The organism is Kitasatospora sp. NPDC022856 (genome assembly GCF_055561235.1).
The window spans coordinates 91,523-115,671 of the sequence record NZ_JBVHHE010000015.1 but is presented as its reverse complement, the minus strand read 5'-3'; the positions used below and the strand labels follow the sequence as shown (position 1 = coordinate 115,671).

General features: G+C 75.8%; 15 protein-coding genes and 2 pseudogenes. 11 read left to right on the top strand and 6 right to left on the bottom strand.

From position 1 onward, the window contains the following. Positions 1 to 343 precede the first annotated feature (343 nt). Positions 344 to 1,551 (top strand): annotated as a pseudogene (locus tag ACZ34W_RS20610) (serine hydrolase domain-containing protein). Positions 1,552 to 1,713: 162 nt separating this feature from the next. Here the strand turns inward: ACZ34W_RS20610 and ACZ34W_RS20605 are convergent. Continuing rightward, a complete protein-coding gene (locus ACZ34W_RS20605; RefSeq protein WP_329485707.1) occupies positions 1,714 to 2,130 on the bottom strand; it encodes a helix-turn-helix transcriptional regulator in 417 nt (138 codons plus the stop codon). Between the two features lie 142 nt (positions 2,131 to 2,272). Between ACZ34W_RS20605 and ACZ34W_RS20600 the strand changes: the two genes are divergently transcribed. The 4 genes from ACZ34W_RS20600 (at position 2,273) to ACZ34W_RS20585 (ending at position 6,529) form a co-directional block, all read left to right on the top strand. Continuing rightward, complete coding sequence (locus ACZ34W_RS20600; RefSeq protein WP_465606011.1) at positions 2,273 to 2,734, top strand: STAS domain-containing protein; 462 nt, start codon at positions 2,273 to 2,275, stop codon at positions 2,732 to 2,734. A gap of 170 nt (positions 2,735 to 2,904) precedes the next feature. Next, positions 2,905 to 3,456 (top strand): (2Fe-2S)-binding protein, encoded by a 552-nt coding sequence (locus ACZ34W_RS20595; protein ID WP_465606009.1) that lies wholly within the window; start codon positions 2,905 to 2,907, stop codon positions 3,454 to 3,456. Then, positions 3,453 to 4,448, top strand: coding sequence for an FAD binding domain-containing protein (locus tag ACZ34W_RS20590; protein WP_465606007.1), 996 nt, complete (start codon positions 3,453 to 3,455; stop codon positions 4,446 to 4,448). Before ACZ34W_RS20595 ends, ACZ34W_RS20590 begins: the two co-directional genes overlap by 4 nt. Beyond that, positions 4,445 to 6,529 (top strand): xanthine dehydrogenase family protein molybdopterin-binding subunit, encoded by a 2,085-nt coding sequence (locus tag ACZ34W_RS20585; protein WP_465606005.1) that lies wholly within the window; start codon positions 4,445 to 4,447, stop codon positions 6,527 to 6,529. Before ACZ34W_RS20590 ends, ACZ34W_RS20585 begins: the two co-directional genes overlap by 4 nt. A gap of 72 nt (positions 6,530 to 6,601) precedes the next feature. Here ACZ34W_RS20585 and ACZ34W_RS20580 read toward each other — a convergent pair whose 3' ends face one another. From ACZ34W_RS20580 to ACZ34W_RS20570, 3 genes are all read right to left on the bottom strand, one after another. Then, positions 6,602 to 8,104, bottom strand: a complete 1,503-nt coding sequence (locus ACZ34W_RS20580) for a SulP family inorganic anion transporter (protein WP_465606003.1) — start codon at positions 8,102 to 8,104, stop codon at positions 6,602 to 6,604. A 396-nt stretch (positions 8,105 to 8,500) separates the two neighbouring features. Then, complete coding sequence (locus ACZ34W_RS20575) at positions 8,501 to 8,803, bottom strand: hypothetical protein (protein ID WP_352287878.1); 303 nt, start codon at positions 8,801 to 8,803, stop codon at positions 8,501 to 8,503. Between the two features lie 33 nt (positions 8,804 to 8,836). Then, positions 8,837 to 11,080 (bottom strand): FUSC family protein, encoded by a 2,244-nt coding sequence (locus ACZ34W_RS20570; RefSeq protein WP_465606001.1) that lies wholly within the window; start codon positions 11,078 to 11,080, stop codon positions 8,837 to 8,839. A 404-nt stretch (positions 11,081 to 11,484) separates the two neighbouring features. Here ACZ34W_RS20570 and ACZ34W_RS20565 point away from each other — a divergent pair, with 404 nt between their 5' ends. From ACZ34W_RS20565 to pip, 4 genes and pseudogenes are all read left to right on the top strand, one after another. After that, positions 11,485 to 15,723, top strand: a complete 4,239-nt coding sequence (locus ACZ34W_RS20565; RefSeq protein ID WP_465606173.1) for a molybdopterin-dependent oxidoreductase — start codon at positions 11,485 to 11,487, stop codon at positions 15,721 to 15,723. 120 nt (positions 15,724 to 15,843) lie between these two features. Continuing rightward, positions 15,844 to 15,998 (top strand): annotated as a pseudogene (locus tag ACZ34W_RS20560) (FAD binding domain-containing protein); the annotation flags it as partial. 544 nt (positions 15,999 to 16,542) lie between these two features. Further along, entirely contained in the window at positions 16,543 to 18,426 is a 1,884-nt protein-coding gene (locus ACZ34W_RS20555; RefSeq protein ID WP_465605999.1) for a phosphatase PAP2 family protein, read from the top strand. 116 nt (positions 18,427 to 18,542) lie between these two features. Next, positions 18,543 to 19,502, top strand: coding sequence for a prolyl aminopeptidase (gene pip, locus ACZ34W_RS20550; RefSeq protein ID WP_329485697.1), 960 nt, complete (start codon positions 18,543 to 18,545; stop codon positions 19,500 to 19,502). A gap of 96 nt (positions 19,503 to 19,598) precedes the next feature. Here the strand turns inward: pip and ACZ34W_RS20545 are convergent, their stop codons facing one another. Beyond that, a complete protein-coding gene (locus tag ACZ34W_RS20545; RefSeq protein ID WP_465606171.1) occupies positions 19,599 to 20,246 on the bottom strand; it encodes an NADPH-dependent F420 reductase in 648 nt (215 codons plus the stop codon). A gap of 78 nt (positions 20,247 to 20,324) precedes the next feature. Here ACZ34W_RS20545 and ACZ34W_RS20540 point away from each other — a divergent pair, with 78 nt between their 5' ends. Next, positions 20,325 to 20,696, top strand: coding sequence for a winged helix-turn-helix transcriptional regulator (locus tag ACZ34W_RS20540; RefSeq protein ID WP_329485696.1), 372 nt, complete (start codon positions 20,325 to 20,327; stop codon positions 20,694 to 20,696). A gap of 23 nt (positions 20,697 to 20,719) precedes the next feature. Here ACZ34W_RS20540 and ACZ34W_RS20535 read toward each other — a convergent pair whose 3' ends face one another. Further along, positions 20,720 to 21,862 (bottom strand): FAD-dependent oxidoreductase, encoded by a 1,143-nt coding sequence (locus ACZ34W_RS20535; protein WP_465605996.1) that lies wholly within the window; start codon positions 21,860 to 21,862, stop codon positions 20,720 to 20,722. Positions 21,863 to 22,321: 459 nt separating this feature from the next. Between ACZ34W_RS20535 and ACZ34W_RS20530 the strand changes: the two genes are divergently transcribed. Continuing rightward, positions 22,322 to 24,133 carry an RICIN domain-containing protein gene (locus ACZ34W_RS20530; RefSeq protein WP_465605994.1) on the top strand — a complete coding sequence of 604 codons (1,812 nt, stop codon included), beginning with the start codon at positions 22,322 to 22,324 and terminating at the stop codon, positions 24,131 to 24,133. Positions 24,134 to 24,149 lie beyond the last annotated feature (16 nt).

Here is a 24,149-nt window from a genome sequence, read left to right as displayed (position 1 = left end):
TCCCCTCGGCGAGTCCGCTCCCGGAGCGGAGGGGGCGGACCGGGGGCGCCGGGGCGGGACCGGGGCGCGGCCGGTGGCCCGCCCGGTCGGCGGACGGTCGTCGCGGCAGGTCAGGGGGGGTGGTGTCCGGCCCTGAGGCGCTCGCGTAAGGATTTCGTCAGGATTTCCGGCGGCGGCGTGCGGCGCCGCCGGCCCGGCCCGGTGAGCTGAGGGGGCCGAGCGTGGCGGTGGTCCGTACGGATGGACTCGCCGGGGGGTGGGCGGCGGGCGCGCGGGGCGGGGCCACGGGGGTGGTGACCTTGGCCTCGCAGCGTCCGCCCACTTCCGGAGGAGACCCCCACCCATGCGCCGTGTGCCCGCACGCAGACTGGCCACCGCCCTGCTCGCCCTCTCCACCCTCGCGCCCGTCACCCTCTCGGTGTCCCCGGTCCAGGCCGCCCCGGCGGCGGTCGTCACCGCCGCCGACCGGTCCGCCGACGGCCGGCCGCCGCACGGGCTGGACCCCGCGCTCGCGGCCCGCCTCGACGAGGCGATCGAGTGCACGCGCCTGGAGGCGGGCTCCCCGGGGTGATCGTCGGGCTCTGGCTGCCCGGCCGGGGCACCTACGTCCGCTCGTCCGGGGTCGCCGACACCGTGACCGGCGCGCCGATGCGGACCGACTTCAACATGCGGATCGGCAGCGAGACCAAGACCTTCACCGCCACCGCCGTCCTGGAACTGGTCGACGACGGCCTGGTCGGGCTGGACACCCCGATCGCCGCCTACCTGGACGGCGTCCCGGACGGCGAGCACATCACCGTCCGGCAGATGCTGGAGATGCGCAGCGGCCTGTTCTCCTACACGGCCGACCCGGCCTTCCAGCAGGCGCTGCTCAGCGACCCGACCCGGTCGTTCACCCCGCAGGAGGTGCTGGCCTACGCCTTCACCCACCAGAACGTCTTCGCCCCGGGCGCGGCGTTCCAGTACTCCAACACCAACTACGTCCTGCTCGGCCTGCTGGTGGAGAAGCTCGGCGGGATGCCGCTCAAGGACTTCGTCCACCAGCGGGTCACCGGGCCGGCCCACCTGGACCACACCTTCCTGCCGACCGGCGCGGAGTTCCCGCAGCCGCACGCGCACGGCTACACGAACCAGACGCTGAGCGGCGACGTCGCCGACACCACGGACTGGAACCCGAGCTGGGGCTGGGCGGCCGGTGCGATGATCTCCGACCTGCACGACCTGCGCCGCTGGGCCAAGGTGGTCGCCACCGGCACCCTGCTGTCCCCGGCCACCCAGGCGCAGCGGGAGAAGTTCATCACCGTCCCCGGCTTCGACGGCGCCGGGTACGGCCTGGGGCTCTTCCGGACGCACGGCTGGGTCGGGCACAACGGCTCGCTGCCGGGCTACGAGAGCGTGACGATGTACCTGCCGGAGCAGGAGGCCACCATGGTGCTCCTGATCAACACCGACATCCTGCACGACGGCTTCGAGCCGAGCACCCTGCTGGCCAGGGCGATCACCTCGATCATCACCCCGGACCACGTCTACGAGCTGCCGGCCGAGGGCTGACGGTCCCCGCCGCGCCGCGGGCCGGCCGGGCCTCCGGGCCCGCCGGCTCCGGCCGGCCTCCAGGTCGAGGAAAGGGCGATCGACGCGCTCAGGGCCACCTGGGTGGGCGGCCTTGAGCGGATGCTCGCGCACATCCCGGCGGACTGACCGACCCCCACCCGGTCAAGACACCTGGCGGCCGGCGTGCCGGTCGGACCGCTGCGGGGCGTGTCGGCGCCCGGCGCCGTCCTGCTCCCCGGCCCCGGGGGGTTCCGCCGCCCCCTGCCCCGGGGCGCCGTCGTGGTGGGCCCGGGCCAGCAGGTCGAGGAGTTCGGCCACGCTCAGCCCGGACTCCGCCGGGTGCCGGAGCCAGGTGCCGGCGGCGATCCGGTAGAGGTTGCGGCGCCCGGTCCGGGACCGGGTGAGATAGCCGGCCTGCTCCAGGTCGGTCACGATGGCCTGGACGGCGCGCTCGGTCAGCTGGACCTCCAGCGCGACATCGCGCAGCCGAACCCCGGGGTCGCGGGCGATCGCGGCGAGCACCCGGGCGTGGTTGGTCACGAACGTCCAGCCCGTTCGCGCTGATCCTTCCACGGCCATACTCCCATCCTAGGAGTGCCGATTCCCTTCTTGCCACAGGCGAATCGGCGTTCGGGCATCGGTTGACGAGCGAAGCGATGGGTCCCACCCTTGAAGGGCCCACCCTTGAAGGGTCCGCCTGCGTCGCCCGGAGGAGGAGGCCATGGTCGAAGACCCGTACCGAAGGAGCACCGACGCCGCGCCGGCCTCGCCGGCGGCGGTGGTGAACGGCGGCCGCCCGCTCGGACAGCGGCTCGCGCACGGCCTGTGGGTGCACTGGGAGACCGCGCGGAACGGGGACCGGGTCCTGGTGCGGGTGACCGGGGAGATCGACCTCGATGCCGCCGGGCCGCTCGACGAGGCGCTCGAACGGGCCCTGGACGCCAGCGGCAGCGGCCTGGACGTCGACCTGTCCGGCGTCTCCTTCTGCAACAGCACCGGCCTCAACACCCTGCTGCGCCTGCGGGTGACCGCCCACCACGGGGGGCGCGACGTGGTCATCACCGCGGCCAGCGAGGTGGTGCGGCGGCTCCTCGTGCTGACCGACACCCTCGGCCTGTTCGTGTCCGCACCGGCCCCCGACGGCGGAGCCGGCCGCCCGGAGGGCGACCTCGCACCGCCGTGACCACCGGCGGACCCGGTGACCACCGGCGGACCCGGTGACCACCGGCGGACCCGGTGACCACCGGCGGACCCGGTAACCACCGGCGCGCCCGCCGGGGCGGTGTACGGCGAAGCGGTTGTCGGGCGGGTCGGGGGGTGTCCGGCGGGGCCCCGCGTGGAATGCGTGGGCCCATGGATGCCACCGACACCCTCGCGACGAGCAGCGGGATCGCCCTGACCGTCAACGATCGGCCGCACACCCTCACGGTCGACCACCGCGCCACCCTCCTCGACGTGCTGCGCGACCGGCTCGGTCTGACCGGTGCGAAACAGGGCTGCGACCACGGCCAGTGCGGTGCCTGCACCGTGCTGCTGGACGGACGGCGGGTCAACAGCTGCCTGCTGCCGGCCGTCGCCCAGGACGGCCGCGCGGTCACCACCGTCGAGGGCCTGGCCGGCCCGGACGGCCCGCACCCGCTCCAGCGGGCGTTCCTCGAACAGGACGCCTTCCAGTGCGGCTTCTGCACGCCGGGCCAGCTCTGCTCGGCGGCCGGCGTCCTCGCGGAGACCGCCGGTGACCCCGCTCCGACCGACGAGGCGACGCTACGCGAACTGCTGAGCGGCAACGTCTGCCGCTGCGGCGCCTACCCGGCCATCGTCCGGGCCGTCCGGCAGGCCCAGGCCGAGGGCCGGGGCGCGTCGGCCACCGGGGCCGGGGCGGGGAACGAGGAGGGTCCGGCATGAAGCCCCACGGCTACACCCGGCCCACCGAGGTGGCCGCCGCCGTCGCCCTCCTGGCCGGGCGTCCGGACGCGAAGGCCCTGGCCGGCGGCACCAATCTGGTCGACCTGATGAAGCTCGGCGTCGAACGGCCCGGGCTGCTCGTCGACATCGCCCGCCTACCGCTCGACCGCGTCGAGGAGACACCGCAGGGCGGCCTGCTGATCGGCGCCAACGTGCGCAACAGCGACCTCGCCGACCACCCGCTGGTCCGCGAGCGCCACCCGGTGGTGTCCCGGGCCGTCCTGGCCGGGGCCAGCGGCCAGCTCCGCAACGCCGCCACCACCGGCGGCAACCTGCTCCAGCGCACCCGCTGCCTCTACTTCCAGGACGTCTCCAAGCCGTGCAACAAGCGGCTGCCCGGCTCCGGCTGCCCGGCCCGCACCGGCGTCCACCGCGACCTCGGCGTCCTCGGCACCTCCGAGCACTGCGTGGCGACCCATCCTTCCGACCTCGCGGTGGCGCTCGTCGCCGTCGACGCCGTCCTGCACCTGACCGGCCCCGCCGGGGACCGGACCATGCCGCTGACCGCCTTCCACCGCCTGCCGGGCTCGACCCCGGACCGCGAGACCGAACTCGGGCCCGCCGAACTCGTCACCGCCGTCGAGCTGCCGCCGCCCCCGGCCGGGGCGCGCTCGGTGTACCGCAAGGTCCGCGAACGGGCCTCCTTCGCCTTCGCGACGTGCTCGCTCGCCGCCCTCCTGACCCTGCGCGACGGCCGGGTCGAGACCGTACGGCTCGCCTTCGGCGCCCTCGCCCCCCGGCCGTGGCGGGCCCTCACCGCGGAGGCCGCGCTGCTCGGCGAGCCGTTCACGGCGGCCGCCGTCGGAGCCGCCATGGACGCCGAACTGGCCGCCGCCCGCCCGCTGCCCGACAACGGGTTCAAGGTGGCGCTGGCCCGTCGGCTCGCCGTCCGCGAACTCGGCCTGCTCGCCACCGGTCAGGAGCAGCGATGACCAGCGACCTCGCCCGACCGGAGGGCCTGGACAAGGTCACCGGAGCCGCCCGCTACGCCGGCGACCACCACCCCGACGGGCTGCTCCACGCCTGGCCGGTCCCCACCACCGTCGCCCGCGGCGACATCACCGCCGTCGACACCGCCGCCGCCCTGGCGATCCCCGGGGTCCTCGCGGTGCTCAGCCACCGCGACGCACCCGTGCTCACCCTGCCCGCGGACGGCGACCCGACGCTGGCCGTGCTGCAGTCCCCCCGGGTCGCGCACCGCGGCGAGGTGGCCGCCCTGGTCGTCGCCGAAACCCCGCAGGACGCCCGGGCGGGGGCCGAGGCCGTCCGGATCGGCTACGCCGCCGAACCGCACGACGTCGTGCTCACCGACGACCACCCCGGCCTCTACACGCCCGAGAAGGCCAACGGCGGCCACCCCGCCGTCCGCACCCACGGCGACTTCGACCACGCCTACCAGCAGGCGGACGTCCGGATCGACCGCACCTACCGCATCGGCCCGCTGCACAACCACCCGATGGAGCCGCACACCGCCACCGCCCGGTGGGCCGACGGCCGGCTCACCGTGCACGACTCCAGCCAGGGGGGCAACAACGTCCAGGAGACCCTGGCCGCACTGTTCGGGGTGGCGCCGCAGGACGTCCTGGTGATCAGCGAGCATGTCGGCGGCGGCTTCGGCAGCAAGGGCACCACCAGGCCGCACGTCGTCCTGGCGGCGATGGCCGCCCGGCACGTCGGCCGTCCCGTCCGGCTCGCCCTGCCCCGGGTTCAGCTGCCCGCCCTCACCGGCCACCGCTCGCCCACGGTGCACCGGCTGCGCCTGGGAGCCGACGACGGCGGCCGGCTCGCCGCCCTGGCGCACGAGGTGGTCACCCGTTCCTCGACGGTGCGCGAGTTCGTCGAGCAGGCCGCCGTGCCGGCCCGCGTGATGTACGTGGCGCCGCACAGCAGGACGTCGCACCGGGTGGTCCGCCAGGACGTGCCCACCCCCTCCTGGATGCGGGCCCCGGGCGAGACGCCGGGCATGTTCGCCCTGGAATGCGCGATGGACGAGCTCGCCGAGGCCTGCGGGCTGGACCCGGTCGACCTGCGCCTGCGCAACGAACCGGCCGTGGAGCCGGACTCCGGCCGCCCGTTCAGCAGCCGCCACCTGGTGGAGTGCCTGCGGGAGGGTGCGCGCCGGTTCGACTGGGCGGGCGAGCGCGCCCGGGGGCCCCGTCGCGAGGGGGCCTGGCTGCTCGGCTGCGGCGTCGCCGCCTCGACGTACCCCGTGCTGGTGTCGCCCTCCACCGCCGAGGCCGTCGCCCTCCCGGACGGCACCTTCCTGGTGCGCACCAACGCCACCGACATCGGCACCGGCGCCCGGGCGGCCCTCACCGGGATCGCGGCCGAGGCGCTCGGTGTGCCGGCGGACCGGGTCGGCGTCGCGATCGGCCGGACCGACCTGCCCCGGGCTCCGCTCGCCGGAGGGTCGTCGGGCACCGCGTCCTGGGGCTGGGCGGTCCACGAGGCGTGCACCGGGCTGCGCCGCACGCTGGCCGAACGGGGCACCGCGCCGCTGCCCGCCGAGGGGCTGCGCCACCTGGCGGACACCACGGGGGCGGTCAAGGCCGGTCGCGAGTACGCCCGGCACGCCTTCGGCGCCCAGTTCGTCCGGGTCGCGGTCGACGCCGACACCGGAGAGGTGCGGCTGCGCCGGCTGCTCGGGGTCTTCGCGGCCGGGCGGATCCTGAACGAGCGGACCGCCCGGTCGCAGCTGGTGGGCGGGATGATCATGGGTGTCTCGATGGCGCTCCTCGAACACAGCACGATGGACCGGGAGTTCGGAGACCACGCCGAACGGGACCTGGCCGCGTACCACGTGGCCGCGAACGCCGACATCCCGTCCGTGGAGGCCCACTGGATCGACGAGGAGGACGCGCACCTGAACCCCATGGGCTCCAAGGGGATCGGCGAGATCGGCATCGTCGGCACCGCCGCGGCCGTCGCCAACGCCGTCCACCACGCCACCGGGGTCCGGGTGCGGGACCTCCCGGTGCGCCCGGAGCTCCTGCTGGACGCGCTGCCGGGCTGATCGGCGCCGGCACAGCACCGCGCCCTCCCTCCGACGGACCGGAGGGCGGGCGCGGTGGTACCGGTGGCGGCCTCAGTGGCCGGCGAGTTCGCCGCTCAGGCTGCGGTGGATCTCGGCGCTGGGCCGGTTGAGGCCGGTGATCTCGACGGACTTGCCGCGCTGCGCGTACCTGGCCTCGACCGCGTCGAGGGCGGCCACCGAGGAGGCGTCCCAGATGTGCGCCCGGCTCAGATCGATGACCACCCGGTCCGGATCACCCGCGTAGTCGAAGCGGGCGACGAGGTCGTTGCTGGAGGCGAAGAAGAGCTCCCCGGTGACCGAGTAGATCACCTGGCCGCCGTCCGGGTCGGTGAGGGCGGTGAGGTCGGCGCGGTGGGCGACGCGCTTCGCGAAGATCACCATGGCGGTGATCGAGCCGGCGACGACGCCGACGGCGAGGTTGGAGGTGGCGACGACCAGGGCGACGGTGATCACCATGACGGCGATCTCGCCGGCCGGCATCCGCCGCAGGGTCTTCGGCGCGACGGAGTGCCAGTCGAAGGTCGCGAAGCAGACCATCACCATCACGGCGACCAGCGCGGCCATCGGGATGCGGGAGACGACCGGGCCGAAGACGATGCACAGCACCATCAGGAAGGCACCGGCCAGGAAGGTGGAGAGCCTGGTCCGGGCGCCGGACACCTTCACGTTGATCATGGTCTGCCCGATCATCGCGCAGCCGCCCATGCCCCCGAAGAAGCCGGTGACGATGTTGGCGACGCCCTGGCCGACCGACTCCCGGGTCTTGTCGGAGCGGGTGTCGGTGATGTCGTCGACGAGCCTGGCGGTCATCAGCGACTCCATCAGCCCCACCAGCGCCATCGCGAGGGCGTACGGAGCGACGACCGTCAGGGTGTGCGGGGTGAACGGCACGTCCGGCAGCCCGGGCACCGGCAGCGAGGACGGCAGGCCGCCCTTGTCGCCGACGGTCGGTACCGCGAGGCCGGCCGCCACGGTGACCACGGTGAGGACGGTGATCGAGACCAGCGGCGCGGGGACGACGCTGGTGGCCTTCGGGAAGAACACCATCAGCGCCAGGCCGGCCGCGATCAGCGGATAGACCGGCCACGGCACGTCCGTCATCTCGGGGACCTGGGCCATGAAGACCAGGATCGCCAGCGCGTTGACGAAGCCGACCATCACCGAGCGGGGCACGTACCGGATCAGCTTCGCCACCCCGAGCGCGCCCAGCACGATCTGGAAGACGCCGGCCAGGATCACCGCCGCGACCAGGTAGCCGAAGCCGTGTTCGCGGTTCAGCGGCCCGATCACCAGCGCGACGGCGCCGGTCGCGGCCGAGATCATCGCGCGGCGCCCGCCGACGATCGCGATCGTCACCGCCATGGTGAAGGACGCGAACAGGCCGATCTTGGGGGGTACGCCGGCGATGACCGAGAACGAGATCGCCTCGGGGACGAGCGCGAGCGCGACCACCAGGCCGGCCAGTACCTCGGTGCGCCAGACCTTCGGGTCGGTCAGCCAGTCGGGGCGGGCGGCGCGCAGGCGTGCGGCAGCGGTGGGCGGGGGAATCTGCAAGACGGCGTGGACCTGTCGTGCTCGGGCGCGACCGGCGGGTGCGCGGGGGACGGACGGGGTGCGGAAGGCCGCGGCCGCGTCCCACGCGTCGCCCGGGGGCGGGTGCTCCGGTGGCCCGGGGCTCCGACGCGTGAGTGCGGTGGCCCCGTGGGGGCGGCCGGGCGGTTCAGGCGTGGAAGCTCACGGCGGGCAGGCGGTGGCGCCGGGTACCCGGGGCTCGCACACGCTGCTTCTCCTGCCGGCGGATCCTCGCGGGGGCGTCATCGGCCCCGGTACGACGGTCGGCCCGCGCGCCTCGCGCAGGCCGTGGGACGGCGAACGGCCGCCCCGTGCCGGTGACTCTACCCGAACGCGGCCGCCCGCCCGGTGGCCGTGCGGTGCTCTCGGCGGCGCCGCTCAGGCCGGGCGCCGGATCTCCTGCCGGGTGGCGCCGAAGCCGGTCTCGTGGTCCCAGACGTGGGTGCAGGTGGGGCACTGGAGGTGGAGCACGCTGCCGGTGTTGGAGAGCAGGTAGCGCCAGTGCTCGCGGCAGTTGCGCCGCTCCGCGCAGCCGGCACACCCGCGGGCGTCGTCGCAGCCCGGACAGGCCGCCCAGGCCCGCCGCCCGACATCGGCCTGCGGGTCGATCGGCAGCGGTCCCGGACGCAGGCGTCGCAGCAGGGCGGCCGGGTGGGTGGTGTCGGGGCGGTTGCGGAACATGGACGTTCAACTTAGGTAAGGCTTGCCTACCTGTCAAGCGTGGCGCTCTGCCGGGGCCGGCGTGCCGCCCGGGGCGGCCCGGGCGGAGCCGTGGACCCGGCCGAGGTCGTCCAGCAGCCCGGTGAGCCAGAGCGTGACGTCCACGGTGTGCAGTGAGACCGGGTCCTCGGGCGTTCGGGTGGCCGTGACGCGGTCCTCGTGCAGGGCCGCGAGGGCCTCGGCCAGCGCCCGGTCCGCCGCGGCGAACCCGGCCGGGTCGAGCAGCGCCGCGCCCTCGCGGCGGAATGCCGCGGCGACCTGCTCGGCGCGGCCGACCAGGGCCGCCCCGCCGTGCGGGCCGGAGGCCGCGGTGCCCGGCGGGATCCGGGCGAGCAGCGGCTCGGCCCCGCGCACCGTGTGCTGCCCGGTCAGCACGGCGGCCTGCCAGTTCGGGCCCTCCCCGGCCGACTGGTGGCGCTCGCTGCGGTACTGGGCGTACAGCGCCTCGGTGAGCAGCGTGCTGTGCCGGGCCCGCTGCAGCGCGCCCCGGGCCGGGCCCGACCCGGTGACCACGGCGACGGTCTCGGACAGCGCGGCGGCGCTGCGGTCCAGCAGCTCGGCGGTACGCCGCCGCAGGTCGTGACCGCCGCCGCGCGGCCAGGCGCAGAGCCCGGCGAGGATGCCGATCGTGGCACCGGTCGCCACGTCGACCAGCCGGGCCTCGGCCAGGCGCCACCCGGCCGGGGCGAGCTGGGTGAAGACCATGGCGACCACGACGGTGAACGTCCCCTGCGCCCAGGCCAGCCCGAGCCCCGGGCTGAAGGCGAACGCGAACAGCATCGCGGGCGGCAGCGCGGCGGCGTAGAAGACGGGGTGCTCGCCGACCGCGATCAGCAGCAGCGCCGTCACGACGGCGCCGCCGGCGGTGCCGGCCAGGGCGGGGCGCAGCGTGATCCGGGTGTCGGCCGCGCTGGTGCGCATCAGGGTGAGGGTCGCCAGCAGGACCCAGAACCCGTGGGTGAGATCGAGGGCGCCGACCACCAGACGGGCCGCGCCGAGGGCGCCGGCGGTGCGCAGGGCGTTGCGGAAGTACACCGAGCGAGGGGTCAGGTTGCCGCGGATCCGGCGCCACCAGAGCATCGGCGTCGGCTCGTAGGCGTACCAGAACGGGCCGGGGCGCTGGTCGGGCGGGGTGCTGTCGGGCGGCGGCGGTGCCCGGCGGCTGGTGCGGGTGGCGAGGGTGAGGAAGCGGGCGCCCTCGGCGGCGCTCAGGGCGAGGGTGCCGAGCGCCAGCCGGGCGACGGTGGGGCCGGTGGGGCCGTCCGACGCGTCGGTACCGCCGGCCGGTGAGGTGCGGTCGGCGTCGAAGGCGGCGATCCGCGTCTCGACCGGCGCGGCGGACGGGACCGGACCGTCCGGCCGAACCCCCGCCGCGGCCGCGCGCAGCGCACCGGCGGTGGTCGCCACCAGGGCGGCCGCCTCGGGGTAGGGCCCGCCGGTGGCGCCCAACCGGCGGATCCGCAGCAGCTCGGCTCCGATGAACTGCAGCGTGGTCGCGCAGTGGGTGAGCGCGCGGTCGGCGGCCCCCGGGCCGGCGGGCCGTTCCATCAGCGGGATCCGGGAGAACCGCAGGTCGTCGAGGAGGGCCCGGGCGCGGTCCGCCGCGGTGGCATCGTCCGGCACGGCGCCGGTGGCGGTCGGCGGCGGCCCGCCGCAGTGCGCGGCGGCACGGTCGGCCAGCCCGGCCAGCGCCAGGGCGGCGCTCCGCACGCGGTCGCGGTAGTCCCTCGGCGGCGGCTCCGGCCACAGCAGCCGCTCCGCGGCGGCGAGCAGCAGCAGGCCCGCGGTCACGCCGGCCAGCCGCTGCGGCAGGGTGTCCGGGGCGTAGGGCGGGAAGCACGGCAGGATGTAGAAGAGCTGGAGCCCGGTGGTGAGCCCGACCAGCCGCGGTCCGCCCACCGAGGCGAAGGACACCGCGAAGCCCACGCCCACCATGCCCAGCGCCGCCGTCCAGGCGTGCACGGCCAGCGCGGTGCCCAGGCAGACCAGCGCCCAGGCGAAGGGCAGGGTCAGCAGCAGCGTCCGACCCCGGGCGCGCGCGCCGCCCTCCACCCGGGCCAGTACGCCGACCGCGATCGCCCCGAACAGGGCGTAGGTGGCCGTCACCGGCTGGTCGAAGCCGTAGCGGAAGACGTAGAAGCCCGTGCACGCGGCGGTGGTGACCCGGACCGCGCGGTGCGCCACCGGGGGATCGGGGCGGGGCAGGAGCGGGGACGCCGCCCGGTGGGGCAACCGCATCGCACCTCGCTCCGCCGGTGGGTCGGGACCGGGCCGCCCTCCCCCGGGGCACCTCGTGCGGGAGCGGGCCCGACGGCAGGTCCACCGGCCGCCCGGCGGCGCCGCTACCCCTCCACCCTAGGGCGACCGGCCCGGGCACGCAGGGCCGGGAACGCAGGGGCGCCGCGCCGCCTCGCGGGCCCCCGTCGCGGACCGCACCCCGGATCGTGCCGGGCGTGGCGTGATCGACGGCTTGGGGAGGCATGGCAGCGCGCCGTGGTGCTCACGTCCACCGGGAGGCGCCCGTGCGGTCCGGTTAACCTCGCGAAACAGGCGCTGTGACGAGGCGGTAATGCGCTCTTCCTAGGGTCACGATCGTGGGACCTTCCCACCGCGTGATCCCTGGGGAGGGAGTCTCGGTGACGATGCCGGCTTCGAAGGCGGACAGCGTACGGACGGTCTGCTCGTACTGCGGCGTCGGCTGCGGCGTCGTGCTCGACATCGGCCGGGACGCCGCCACCGGCAGGCGCACCGTCGCCAAGGTGTCGGGGGACAGGAGCCACCCGACGAACGCCGGGCGGCTCTGCACCAAGGGCGCGACCGGTGCCGAGATGATGGCCGCCTCCGGGCGGGCCGCCACCGCGCTGATCCGCGCCGGGCGCGGCGCCGAACCCGTCCCGGTGGACGTCGACGAGGCGATCACGGCGGTGGCCGGGCGGCTGCGCGCGATCCTGGACGAGCACGGCCCCGACGCGCTCGCCCTCTACGTCTCCGGGCAGATGTCCCTGGAGGCGCAGTACCTGGCGAACAAGCTCGCCAAGGGGTTCGTGCGGACCAGCCGGATCGAGTCCAACTCCCGCCTGTGCATGGCCTCCGCGGGCTCCGGCTACAAGCTCTCGCTGGGCGCGGACGGGCCGCCCGGCTCCTACCGGGACTTCGACCACGCGGACGCGTTCCTCGTCATCGGCGCCAACATGGCCGACTGCCACCCGATCCTGTTCCTGCGGATGATGGACCGGGTCAAGGCGGCCGGGGCGAAGCTGATCGTCGTCGACCCGCGGCGCACCGCCACCGCCGCGAAGGCCGACCTCTTCCTGCAGATCAGGCCGGGCACCGACCTCGCCCTGCTGAACGGACTGCTGCACCTGCTGGTCGAGAACGGGCACACCGACGAGGCGTTCGTCGCGGAGTTCACCGAGGGCTGGGAGGAGATGCCCGACTTCCTGGCGGACTACCCGCCCGCGAAGGTCGCCGAGATCACCGGGATACCCGAGGCGGACATCCGGCAGGCCGCGCGGTGGATCGGCGAGGCGGGGGAGTGGATGAGCTGCTGGACGATGGGCCTCAACCAGTCCACCCACGGCACCTGGAACACCAACGCCCTGATCAACCTGCACCTCGCCACCGGCGCGATCTGCCGCCCGGGCTCCGGTCCGTTCTCGCTCACCGGCCAGCCCAACGCGATGGGCGGCCGCGAGATGGGGTACATGGGCCCAGGCCTGCCCGGCCAGCGCTCCGTCCTGGTGGCCCAGGAGCGGGCCTTCGTCGAGGAGCTCTGGGGTGTCGAGGCCGGCACGCTGCGGACCGAGGCCGGGCGCGGCACGGTGGAGATGTTCGAGCGGATGGCCGCCGGCGAGATCAAGGCCTGCTGGATCATCTGCACCAACCCGGTCGCCTCGGTCGCCAACCGCAAGACCGTCATCGCCGCCCTGGAGGCCGCCGAACTGGTCATCACCCAGGACGTGTTCACGGAGACCGAGACCAACGCCTACGCCGACGTGCTGCTGCCCGCCACGCTCTGGGCCGAGTCCGACGGCGTCATGATCAACTCGGAGCGGAACCTCACCCTGGTCGAGGGCGTGGTCGACCCGCCCGGGCAGGCCCTGCCCGACTGGCAGCTGATCGCCCGGGTCGCCTGCGAGCTGGGCTACGCCGACGCCTTCGGCTACACGAGCGCCGAGGAGGTCTTCGAGGAGCTCAAGCGGGCCTGGAACCCGGCGACCGGCTGGGACCTGCGCGGCGTCAGCTACCCGCGGCTGCGCGGAACGCCCGTCCAGTGGCCGGCGCCCGCCGCGGACGGCCCCGACCGCAACCCGATCCGGTACCTCAACGACGGCGTCAGCCAGACCCTGCTGGAGCGCGCCGACGGGAGCAGACCCCGGCTCGCGTTCCCCACCCCCACCGGCCGCGCCCGGTTCTTCGGCCGCCCGCACCTGCCCGCCGCCGAACTCCCGGACGACGACTACCCGTTCGTCCTCAGCACCGGCCGCCTCCAGCACCAGTGGCACACCCTCACCAAGACCGGCAAGGTGGCCAAGCTCAACAAGCTCGACCCCGGCCCGTTCGTCGAGCTCCACCCCGACGACGCCGCCGCGATCGGCGCCGGGCAGGGCGACCACGTCGAGGTCGCCTCCCGCCGCGGCCGCGCCGTGCTGCCCGCCGTCGTCACCGACCGGGTCCGCCCCGGGAACTGCTTCGCGCCGTTCCACTGGAACGACCTCTTCGGCGAGTACCTCGGCATCAACGCCGTCACCAACGACGCCGTCGACCCGGTCTCCTTCCAGCCCGAGTTCAAGGCCTGCGCCGTGGCGCTGCGCGTGGTGCCCGCCCCGACTCCCGAGGAGACCGCGCCCGTGCCGGTGACCGCCGACCCGAGTGCGGGGACGGGGCAGCCGCCCCTCGCCGTGCGGCCCGTGCCGGCGGTGCCCGGGGGCGCGTCCGAAGCCGTCTCCGCCCTGACCGCGCTCTTCGGCCTCGCCGACCTCGCCCCGCCGGTGCTCGCCGAACCGGAGCGCCGCTACCTGTCCGGATACCTCTCCGGGTACGTCGCGGCCGCCGCCACGGCGCCGTCCGGGGCCGTTCCGGTGCTCCCGGCGGGAGCACCGTTCGCCCCGGCGACGGCGCTCTGGGTGGACGGGGTGCTGGCGGGCATGTTCTCCCGGGGCGCCCCCGGCGCGCCCGGGCCGGCTGTCCCGGCCGCGCCGGGGGCGGCCGGCGCCGAGCCCGCCGCGCCGGCCCGGGAACTGCTCGTCCTGTGGGCCTCGCAGACCGGCAACGCCGAGGAGTTCGCCGCCGCCGCCGCGGCCCGCCTGGCCGGGGCGGGCCGCGCCCCGACCCTGCTCGCGATGGCCGACACCACCCCCCGGCGGCTCACCGCCGGTACCGACGTGCTCGTCGTCACCAGCACCTTCGGCGACGGGGAGGCGCCCGACAACGGCGCCGACTTCTGGCAGGGCCTCACCGCCCCGGACGCCCCGCGCCTGGAGGGCGTGCGCTACGCCGTCCTGGCGTTCGGCGACTCCAGCTACGACGACTTCTGCGGTCACGGCCGCCGGCTGGACGAGCGCTTCGCCGAGCTGGGCGCGACCCGCCTGCATGCGCGCACCGACTGCGAGGCCGACGACGACGGGCCCGCCGGGCAGTGGCTCGACCAGGTGACCGGCACGCTCGTGGCGCCGGTGGAGCGGGCGCCGGCGCCCGCTGTTCCCGCCGTGCCCGTGCCCGTGTCCGCCGCGCCCACCACCCCGGCCGCCACACCGGGCGGCTTCACCCGAGCGGCCCCCTTCCCGACCCTGCTGGTCGGCAACCGTCTGCTCAGCCTGCCCGGATCGCAGAAGGAGGTGCGGCAGTTCGCCTTCGACACCCGCGGCGGCGAACTCGCCTACGAGGCCGGCGACGCCCTCGGCGTGTGGCCGGCCAACGGCGCCGGACTGGTCGCCGAATGGCTCGCCCTGACGGGCCTGGACCCCGAGGAGCACGTCCGGCTGGCCGACGGCGACGACCTCCCGCTGGGGGAGGCCCTGCGGACCCGCCTCGACATCGCCCGCCTCACCCCGGACCTGCTCGGGTTCGTCGCCGACCGCACCGGCGACCGCGTCCTGAAGCGGCTGCTGCGCCCCGACAACAAGGGCGAGCTGGCCAAGTGGAGCTGGGGCCGGCAGGCCGCCGACGTGGTCGGCGCCTTCCCCCTGCGCGCCTCCGCAGCCGAGTGGGTCGGAGTGCTCAAGCGGCTCCAGCCCCGCCTGTACTCGATCTCCTCCAGCCCCCTGGCCCACCCCGGCGAGGTCCGGCTCACGGTGTCCGTCGTCCGCTACACCAACGACCTCGGCCGCGACCGCGGCGGCGTCTGCTCCACCTACCTCGCCGACTGCGCCGACGACGGCCCGGTGCCGGTGTTCGTGCAGCGCTCCCCGCACTTCCGCCCGCCCACCGGCCCGACCACTCCGATGATCATGGTGGGCCCCGGGACCGGGGTCGCGCCGTTCATCGGATTCCTGGAGGACCGGCAGGCCCGCGGCCACACCGGCCCCAACTGGCTCTTCTTCGGCGAGCAGCGCGAAGCCACCGACTTCTACTACCGGGAGGACCTGGCGGCCTTCCGCGCGGCCGGCCACCTGGACCGCCTGGACGTGGCCTTCTCGCGCGACCAGCGCAACAAGGTCTACGTCCAGGACCGGATGCGCGAGCACGGCCCGCGCCTGTGGCGCTGGCTCCAGGACGGCGCGCACTTCTACGTGTGCGGCGACGCGGGCCGGATGGCCAAGGACGTCGACCTGGCGCTGCGCGAGATCGTCGCCGCCCAGGGCGGCCTGGACGAGGAGGCCGCCGCCGCGTACGTCCGGCAGCTGGCGAGCGACAAGCGCTACGTCCGGGACGTCTACTGAGCGGTGGCCGACGCCGCCCGGGGCGGGGCCGGTATGCCCGGGGCAGCGACGGCCCGGTCGGGCTGCCCGGCTTGCTCTAGCGACGCCACGATGAGTTGAGCGGACGCCCGCCGTCGCGGGGTGTGGCAGCCGGGGGCACCTTCCTCGGCGGCGGCACCTAGCCGTTCTCCGAGCCGCAGCCGCACATCCGGCGGCTGATCGACCTGAGCCGGGTCGGCCGGGAGCCGCTACGGGTGACCGCCGGGGGAGACCTGGAGATCGCGGCCACCTGGACGAAGGACAACTCGACGATCCGCCCAGGTCGTTGAAGGGCAACCTGGGCCGCTGCACCGGCTACCGGGCGATCGAGGACTCGGTGCGCGGCGTCAAGCACGGGGAGGAGCCCTGCGCCTTCCGCCGCTACCGGCTGCCCGGCTACGCCGACGTACCGCGCACCGCCGTGCACCTCGCGGAGACCTCCGACTCGATCGACCCGCTCGGTGCCCAGTCGATGAGCGAGAGCCCCTTCGACCCCGTGCCGCCGGCCTTCCCCAACGCGCTGCGCGACGCCACCGCATCCGCTTCACCGAGGCACCGTTCCTGTGGGAGAAGGTGGGGCACGCCCTCGCCGAGCACCGGGCCGGGAGCCGCCGTCCGCCGCACGGGTGACCAGTGGGGGGGGGTAGGCCGTCGCCCGCCGTCGGGGCCGCCGCCGCCCGGGCCGTCCCCCACGCGGCGCCGTCCGGCGTGCGGGGCGGCCGCCGACCCCCGAGAGTCGGCAGGAAGGCGACCCGACCGGCGGACCGGCCCGGGGCGCGGCGGCACGGCGGGAGGAGCGGGATGGGCGCGAGCAGGCCGGCGCCCGGAGCGCCCACCCGGCACCCCCCGGCCGCCCTCCTCACCACCACCTGCCTGGTGCTCGCCCTCGCCGCGGCCGCGGTCGTCACCTGGACGTCCCTCGGCGACGAGGCCGACGACCGGCCCCTCCTCCCGCTGCTGCTCGGCAGCTGGCCCGCCACCGCGACCCGGGTCGGCCTGGTGCTCACCGCCGTCGCCGCAGTGGCCGTGATCGGCACCCTGGTCGCCCGCCACCCGCCCCCGGACCTGCCCGCCCCGGCCGCCGTCGCCCCGGTCGCGGCCGCCACCCTGCTGATCAGCGCCGAACAGCGGGGCCACCCCGTGGACGCCGTGGTCGGCCTCGCCGGCACCGCCCTGGTGCTGCTCGACGTGCTGCCGCGCGGCCCGAACCGCCGGGCCGGGTTCGCGCTCGGCCTGGCGATCGCGTTCCACCCCGTCCTGGCCCTCTTCGCCGTCGCCCTCCCGCGCCGGCGCGCCGTCCCCGCGTCCGCCGCCCTGACCGCCCTCGCGGTGGCCGCCCTGGTGCAGGGCACCGTCCTGATCGCCGACCCGGACCGCGCCGCCCGCTTCTGGCGCCGCTTCGACGCCCCGGCCGTCACCGGCGACCCGTCCGACCAGACCGCCCTCGGCGTGCTGCTCCGGCTCGGCCTGCACGGCCCGGCGCTGCTGGTCGGCTGGCTGGCGGTCACCGTCACCGCCGTGCTGCTCGCCGTCCGCCGCTCCGGCGGCTACGCGCGGGACGGCCAGCCGCTGCTGGCGGTCGGCGTGCTCGGCTGCGCCACCCTGGTCGCCGCACCGGTGGCCGGGCCGGGCCACCTCGGGTGGCTGCTGCTCGCCGCCACCGGTCGGCTCGGCCGCCGGCCCGAGTCCCGCGCGCTGTGGCCGGTGGTCGCGGTCACCGTCGCGCTGCTGCCCAGCACGCTGCTCGACCCGGAGATCGAACCGGTCAGCGGCCTGCTGCTGCGCAAGGCCCCCACCCTGGTCGCCCTCGCCGCGGCCGCCGCCCTGCCGTTCCTGGCCCGCGACGACCTGCTCTGGCACCTGCGCCGCGCCCCCGGCCCGCCCCTGCGGCGGCGTCCCGCGCTGCCCTGGATCCCCCTGCTGCCGGCTCCGCTACGGCCGGTCTCCCGCCCGAACCCGGTGCTGGAGCTGCTCTTCGTCCAGGTCGGCTACGGCGTCTACTCCTACATCCGCAACGTCGCGCCCGAGCGCGTCGCCACCGCCACCGGCCACGCCCGCAGCGTCTTCCGGCTGGAACAGCTGCTGCACGTGGACATCGAGCCGGTCGTCAACGCCTGGGCCCTGCGGACCGGTGACTGGCTGCTGGACGCGGCCCAGGGGTACTACAAGGTGCTGCACTTCGTGGTGCCGCTCGGCGTGCTGGTCTGGCTCTACGTCTGGCACCCGGACCGCTACCGCACGGCCCGGACCGTCCTGTTCGCCGCGACCGGCCTGGCGCTGGTCGGCTTCTGGGGCTACCCGCTCGCCCCGCCCCGGCTCGTCCCGGGGCTCAACCTGCGGGAGGACCCGTCCGGCATCCCCGGCGAGGCCCCGCTCGGCGTGCTCACCTCGCTCTCCAACCAGTACGCGGCGATGCCGTCGCTGCACATCGCCTGGTCCTGCTGGTGTGCCCTGGTCGTCATCACCACCGTCGGCCACCGCCGGCTGGCACCCCTGGCGGCGGTCTACCCGCTGCTCACCTTCCTCGTGGTGGTGGCCACCGCCAACCACTGGGTGCTGGACGCCGTCGGCGGCGTCGCCGTCCTGCTCGCCGGCGCCCTCACCCAGTACGCCCTCACCGCCCGACTCCTCACCGACCCCGCCCCGGCGCCCCCGACCGCCGTCCTGACCCGGGAGGGCGCGTAGCGGGACGGGGCCCCCGGCGGCTCCGCCGAACGTCCTGCCGACGTGCGGCGGAGCCGCCCAACCGGTCTCTGTCACGGCCTGGTTCGAGCACGACCGCTCCCGTAGGATCGGCGGCCATGGTCGACCTCTACGCTCCCACCCACCCGTACAGCCACGGCTTCCTCGACACCGGGGACGGCAACCGGATCTACTACGAGGAGCTCGGCAACCCCGAAGGCAAGCCCGCCCTCTCCGTCCACGGCGGCCCGGGGGCGGGTGCCCCGCGCCGGCCGACGCGGGCCTGGGACCCGGAGCGCTACCGGCTCATCCGCTTCGACCAGCGCAACTGCGGCCGCAGCACCCCGCACGCGAGCGACCCGGCGGCGGACATGCGCCTGAACACCACCCGGCACCTCATCGACGACATCGAGCGACTGCGCGAACACCTCGGTGTCGAACGGTGGTTGCTGAGCGGCGCGTCCTGGGGATCCACGCTCGCGCTGGCCTACGCGCAGCGACACCCGGAGCGGGTCACCGGGATCGTCATCCAGGCGGTGACGATGACCCGCCCCGCCGAGACCGACTGGCTCTACCGGGGCGCCGGGCGGTTCCAGCCCGAGGCCTGGGACCGGTTCCGCGACGGCGTCCCGGAGGGCGAGCGGGACGGCGACCTGCTCGCGGCCTACGCCCGGCTGATGGAGAACCCCGACCGGGCCGTCCGCGCGAAGGCCGCCGCCGACTGGCTCGCCTGGGAGGACGCCGTCGTCTCGAACGAGCCCAACGGCATCCCGGGGATGTACAGCGACCGCGAGGTCGACGAGCAGATCGCCTTCGTACGGATCTGCGCCCACTACTTCAGCAACGGTGCCTGGCTGGAGGAGGACCAACTGCTGCGCGACGCCCACCGGCTGGCCGGGATCCCGGGGGTGCTGGTGCACGGCCGGCACGACATGGGGAGCCCGGTGGAGACGGCGTGGGCGCTGGCGAAGGTGTGGCCGGACGCGCGGCTCCACATCTTCGAGGACTCCGGGCACGTCGGGAGCGAGGCGATGGCCGAGGCCTCTCGGGCGGCCATCGAGGAGTTCAAGGACCGGTGACCCGCGCGGGGTCCGAGCACCCGGCCGCCAGGTGGTCGCCGAGGGCCGGCACGTCCCCCGGCGACCACGTGGGGGCCGGTCCGGCCCGCGCGCGGATCAGGAGGGCCCGCCCCCCGCGTACGCCAGCGGTGGGGCGATCGCCTGGGCGTCCGCGCCCTCGCCGACCCACAGACCGATCAGGAACGCTGCCGTCGCCTCCAGCAGGCCCGCCCGGTCGAGGCCGCCCCCGTCGACCGGTGCGCAGCCGAGGTGGCGCACGAGGCCCCGTACGGTCTCCAGGGCCGACGCGTCGTCACCGCAGAGCGGCACCGCGAGCGGGCGTCCGTCGAAGACCGGCGGCGTCCTGCGCCACACGCTCTCGTGGCAGAGGTTGAACGCCTTGACCACGGAGGCGCCGGGCGCCGCGGCCGCGATGCGCTCGGCGGCCGAGGGGCCGCCCCGGGTTTCGAGGACGAAGCCCGGGGCCACCGGGTTGGTGCAGTCGATCAGTGCCCTGCCCCGCAGAGCGCCGGCCAGACCGGACACCACGCCGACCGCCGCCGCGTACGGCACGGCCAGCAGCACCGCGTCCCGGCCGTGCTCGGCCGCCTCCCGCGCGGTCCCCGCCCGCGCGCCGATCCGGTCGGCGAGGGCGCCGGCGCGGTCCGCGTCCCGCCCGCCCACCAGCACCTCGTGGCCGACCCGCGCCCACTGCTCACCCAGCGCCCGCGCCATCGTTCCGGTGCCGACGATCCCGATCCTCATCATGCTCAACCCCTCTGTCGTGACCCGTCCTTCAGAATCGGGACGACACTACGAAACCGCTGGGGCACCATCTGGTAAGTGACCACCGACCACGGCTTCCTCGCCGACTGCCGAGCCCGGCTCGCCTTCGATCTGCTCGCCAACACCTGGAACGCCGTCGTGGTGTGGGCGCTGCGCGACGGTCCCGCACGGCCCGGCGAACTGCGCGAGCGGATCGGCGGCATCAGCCCCAAGGTCCTCACGGAGACGCTGCGCCGGCTCCAGTTCAACGGTCTGGTGGAGCGCCGCGCGTACGCCGGGTCGCCGCCGCACGTGGAGTACACCCTCACCGGGCTGGGGCGGACGCTGCTGGAGCCGGTCGAGGCGTTCGGCGCCTGGGCCTTCGAGCACGGCGAGGACGTGATGGCGGCCCGGGAGCGGGCGGAGGCGGCCGAGGACGGCCACGGCTGAGTCGGCCGCTCCGGTGCGGGCGGTCAGCGCCCCCGGCCGGCCCCGAGGGCGAAGCGGCGCGCGGCCGGGCGGCCCTCGACCAGGTCCGCGGCGAGGGCGCCGAGCACCGACGCGAACTTGAACCCGTGCCCGGAGAAGCCGGCCAGGACCGTCACCGGGCCCCGCCGGTCGACCACGAAGTCGTGGTCCGGGGTGGTGGTGTACAGGCAGGTGGTGGCGGTCGGCGCGGTGTGGTCGACGCCCGGCAGCCAGCGCCGCGCGTACTCCCGCACCCGCTCCACCGCGCGCGGGTCGGGGTCGCCCGCGCGGTGGTCCGGGTCGACGACCGGGCCGACGCCGTGGAAGCCGACCTTGACGCCGTCGACGCTCCCGAGGCCGTACACGCCGACGTCCGAGACCAGTTGCGCCCCGCCGTGGTGGATGAAGCTCGGCCAGTCCAGCGGTGCGGCGGCCGGGAAGTGCACCGGCCGCTCCTCGGTCACCCGCATCGGCGGCAGCCCGGGCACGAGCCCCGACAGCAGGCCCGGCGCCCACCCGCCGACCGCCACCACGACCTGCTCGGCGAGGATCACCTCCTCCTCGGTGGTCACCAGCTCGACGCCTGCGCCGCCGTTGCCCCCGCTGCGGCTCCCGTCGCCGTTCCCGCCGCCGCGTACGGCGATCCGGGCGATCCGGACGCCGTGCCGGACCTCGGCCCCGTGCGCCGCGGCCGCCCGCTGGAACGCCGCCACCGCGTGGTCGGCGTGCAGCCGCCCGGCCTCGGGGTGGAACAGCGCGGAGGTGTCGGCCCGCAATCCCGGCCACCGCTCGGCCACCCGCGCCGGGTCGAGCAGCTCGGCGGGCCGCCCGGCGGCGGCCAGCGCGGCGTGCAGGGCCGAGGTCGCGGCGGCCGGGCCGTGGTCCACCGCCCCGGTCAGCTCCAGGAGGGCGGTGCCCGTCTCCTCCTCCAGCCGCCGCCACAGCGGCAGCGCCCGCACGGCGAGGGCGACGTACTCGGGCTCCGGGTAGGCCAGCCGGAAGATCCGTGAACTGCCGTGCGAGCTGCCGCGGTCGTGCCCCGGGGCGAACCGCTCCAGGAGCGTCACCCGCCGGCCCCGCGCCGCCAGGTGCCAGGCCGCCGACGACCCCATGACCCCGCCACCGACGACTACGACCTGACCGGTCATGCCCACTCCGTACGTTGTCGCCACGGTCCGCCTCCCGGCCGCGCCGCGCCCGGCCGTTGACAGCGGAGACTACCGGAGGGCCGACGGCCCGGGTGGAGGGGGCGATGGTGCCGGTCGCCATCGCGGGAGAGCCGCGGCGGAGCGGTGGGCCCGCACCTGGCGGGCGCTCAGGGGGTGCCCGCCCTGGCCGAGTTCCGTATTCGCACCCGGCCCGGTGGTGTCCTGACGGAACCGGGAAGTTGTCCGAAGAACCGGTGGAGGTCCCACGGCGCGCCATGTTGGATTGTCCGGCTACGAGGAATCGGCCGAGGGCCGACCGAGCGGCGGACAGCCCGGATCGTCCGCGTACACGGGAGGGGGCAAGAGGTGGGTAGTGCTGGACGCCCGCAGGGGCGCCTGAAGGGGGAGACCGAACAGGCGGACGCCCTGGCACGGTTCGTGCGGGAGGTGACCTCGGGGGTGACCCTCCGCAGGCTCGCCCAGCGCTACCCCGCCGGTCGGACGAGCTGGAGCGCGTACCGCTCCGCGGAGAAGGACATCCCGTGGCACCTGCTCCAACGGCTGGTCCACGACCAGGTGGAGGACCCGCGGACCCGGGCGGCGCTGCTGGCGCGGGCCGCCCAGCTGCACGAGCAGGCGACCCGGGCGGCCGAGGGGCTCCAGCCGCCCGCGGCCCGGCGGTCGGCCGCGCAGCAGGCGCTGGACCGGGCCCGGGACGCGCAGCGGCAGGCCGAGGAGGGCATGGCGGAGGCGGAGGACCTGATCCGTGTGCTGGTCGCGATCGTGGCCGAGCTGCGGAGTGAGCTGGCCGGTGGTGCAGATGGTGTCGAGGGTGTCGGTGGTACCGGCGGTACCGACGCCCCGGAAGGTGGCACGACCGACCCGGTGGCAGCGCCGCTCCGACAGGTCCGGCAGGTCCGGCTGCGGGAGGCGACCTGGTGTCTGGCCGAGGTACGGCGCATCAGGGAGAGCGCCCGTGAGGCGCGGCACACGGCCGGCCGGGAGCAGGAGGCCGTCGGGCTCCTGGTCGACCAGGAGCGGTCACGGGTCGGGGCGGAGCCGGTGAGCGACGGGGTGGACGCGCACCTACCGGTGCTGCGGCGGCTGGAGGCCGACCTCGTGGGGGTGCGGGAGGCGCTGGCCGGCCAGTACCGGGAGGTGACCGGGATGGCTCTCGTCCCGGCCGGGCCCCGGATCGTCCGGGGGGAGCTGGTCCGGGTCGTGGACCACGGCCGGGGCGGCCCGACCGGCCCGACCCGCGAGGTCGCGATCGGTGCGACCGTCCTCGGCCCGCCGCGCGGCGGGCCCACGGGTGCGCGATGGCGCCGTACGGCCGGGGCGGGGGCGGTCGTAGGGGCGGCGGGGGCGGTGCTGGCCGGGATCCTGGTGCTGGCCGGGCTGTTGGTGGGCGTCCGCCTGGGCGCGGCGGCGCACGGACCCTTCGACGCCGTCCCGCAGGCGGCCGGAGCCTGGGGCAGGCCGGGCTCCGGCGCCCCCTCACCGGCGGCCGGGAGCCCCTCGGCACCGGCTCCGGGTACGGGGCCGGTCTCGTCGACCCCCTCCGCTCCTGCCACCCCGAGCAGTGCGCCCGACCGGTCCGGCGGGACGCCGACCGCACCGCCGGTGCCGCCGCCGTCCGCTCCGGTGGCGTCCGAACCGGCCGGGACGGCCGCTCGGAGTACGGGAGCCGGCCCGCCGCCGGATCCCGCCGTTCCCGCCGTCCCCTCGGGCGAGGCCACGCCCGCCGGTACGCCCCCGGCGCCCGCCAGCTCCACACCGACGGCGGAGGTCCCGGCACCGGGCCGGCTCGGCGGCGCCCCGGTGGTTCCGCCGACGGGATCGGTGGAGATCAGGAACGGGAACAGCCAGCAGTGCATCGCCACGCCCGGAGGCACCCGGGAGGACGGCCGGGAGGTCCAGCAGTACCCCTGCGGGGACTTCCCCGACCACTTCTGGGAGGCGCAGAAGGCCTACACGGACCCGGACGGCGACACCTACTACCGGATCGTCAGCTACAACAGTGCCCTCTGTCTGTCCGTCCGGGACTCCAGTACCCGGGCCACCGCCGAGGTGGTGCAGTCGGAGTGCCGGAGCAGCCCCGGGCAGTCCTGGAAGATCGAGAAGTGGCCGCGCGGCATGCGGTTCGTCAACGACAACAGCCACCAGTGCCTCGCCGTCACCTACCGCAGTACCGCTCCGCAGGCGCCGCTGATGCAGTACCCGTGCGGCGACTACCCCGACCACTACTGGGACTACGGCCCGCGCCGGTAGCCCCGGTCCGGGCCCC

Coding starts and splice junctions, on each gene's coding strand:
- ACZ34W_RS20605 (WP_329485707.1), bottom strand. CDS start 2,130: ATGGCCGTGGAAGGATCAGCGCGAACGGGCTGGACGTTCGTGACCAAC.
- ACZ34W_RS20600 (WP_465606011.1), top strand. CDS start 2,273: ATGGTCGAAGACCCGTACCGAAGGAGCACCGACGCCGCGCCGGCCTCG.
- ACZ34W_RS20595 (WP_465606009.1), top strand. CDS start 2,905: ATGGATGCCACCGACACCCTCGCGACGAGCAGCGGGATCGCCCTGACC.
- ACZ34W_RS20590 (WP_465606007.1), top strand. CDS start 3,453: ATGAAGCCCCACGGCTACACCCGGCCCACCGAGGTGGCCGCCGCCGTC.
- ACZ34W_RS20585 (WP_465606005.1), top strand. CDS start 4,445: ATGACCAGCGACCTCGCCCGACCGGAGGGCCTGGACAAGGTCACCGGA.
- ACZ34W_RS20575 (WP_352287878.1), bottom strand. CDS start 8,803: ATGTTCCGCAACCGCCCCGACACCACCCACCCGGCCGCCCTGCTGCGA.
- ACZ34W_RS20570 (WP_465606001.1), bottom strand. CDS start 11,080: ATGCGGTTGCCCCACCGGGCGGCGTCCCCGCTCCTGCCCCGCCCCGAT.
- ACZ34W_RS20565 (WP_465606173.1), top strand. CDS start 11,485: ATGCCGGCTTCGAAGGCGGACAGCGTACGGACGGTCTGCTCGTACTGC.
- ACZ34W_RS20555 (WP_465605999.1), top strand. CDS start 16,543: ATGGGCGCGAGCAGGCCGGCGCCCGGAGCGCCCACCCGGCACCCCCCG.
- pip (WP_329485697.1), top strand. CDS start 18,543: ATGGTCGACCTCTACGCTCCCACCCACCCGTACAGCCACGGCTTCCTC.
- ACZ34W_RS20545 (WP_465606171.1), bottom strand. CDS start 20,246: ATGAGGATCGGGATCGTCGGCACCGGAACGATGGCGCGGGCGCTGGGT.
- ACZ34W_RS20535 (WP_465605996.1), bottom strand. CDS start 21,862: ATGACCGGTCAGGTCGTAGTCGTCGGTGGCGGGGTCATGGGGTCGTCG.